Genomic DNA, 1052 nt, shown 5'->3' on the forward strand with positions numbered 1-1052 from the left:
GACGCCGCGCTCCCGAGCGCCGTACAACCGGCCGAAACCCCGCACCGGCGCACCGGCGCACCGGCACCACGCCGACACCGGCGCCGCACCCACGCGGCGCGGCGCGCTCCCCCCTACGCCCCCATCAACTCCGCCGCCACCACCGCGCCCAGCTCGGTGCACGCCGCGAGAGCCTCCCGGGTGGGCGGTCCCGCGATCTCCACCGGCGGCCGAACCCGGCGCCACTGCAAACCCGTCGCCGCCGACTCGACCGAGCGGACCGCGCCCGTGGTGTCGCTGCCGCCGTGCACGTACAGGCCGTACGGGCGACGGACCGTCTCGTGCAGCGCGAGGTAGTAGACGGAGTCGAAGAACACCTTGAGGCCGCCCGACATGTAACCGAGATTCGCCGGCGTGCCGAGCAGATAGCCGTCGGCCTCCAGGACCTCGACCGGTGAACACGTCAACGCCGCGCGCACCCGGACCTCGACTCCCTCGATCTCGGGGTCGCGTGCGCCGGCGAGCGTGGCCTCCAGCATCTCGGCGAGGGTCGGGGAAGGCGTGTGGTGCACTACGAGCAGGATGGCCATGCGCCCACGCTGCCAGAACCGCGCCGGCCGCTGCGACCCTCCCGGGCCGGGACACGTCGCCGCCGGCTACCGCCGCGCCGAACGGGTGAGTTCGTCGCCGAGGCACCCTCGAACTCCCCGGCGAAACGACCCCGCCGACACAACCTCCCGACGCGACCCGCCGACACAGCGGCCGACGCGCCCCGGCACCTCTCCCCCGCCCCCCTGGGTCACCCGTTCGAGCCGCCCATACGAGTGGACGTGCACAACACAGACAGCGATTCCACCCATTTGCGGCTTGGCCATTCGTGCCCGATTTGTGACGATAAGAGCACTTTCGGTAACACGTCGACCGGCCCACCGGCCGCCACCTCGCGGAGAAGCCCATCCACATCCGACTCCCCTACCCCCGCACCCGGCCCTTCGCCTCCGTCCCTCCGACCGAGGCGACTTCGCCGGAACCCGCGCCGCCCCCGCTCCCCGCCCCGTCCCCGCTCCCGACTC

General features: G+C 73.1%; 1 protein-coding gene. It reads right to left on the reverse strand.

Annotated features, from left to right (window positions below; translation table 11 throughout):
• Positions 1-113: 113 nt before the first annotated feature.
• Entirely contained in the window at positions 114-569 is a 456-nt protein-coding gene (locus GT354_RS00775; protein ID WP_161354183.1) for a flavodoxin, read from the reverse strand.
• Positions 570-1052 lie beyond the last annotated feature (483 nt).

The organism is Streptomyces sp. SID3343 (assembly GCF_009865215.1).
Lineage (GTDB): Bacteria > Actinomycetota > Actinomycetes > Streptomycetales > Streptomycetaceae > Embleya.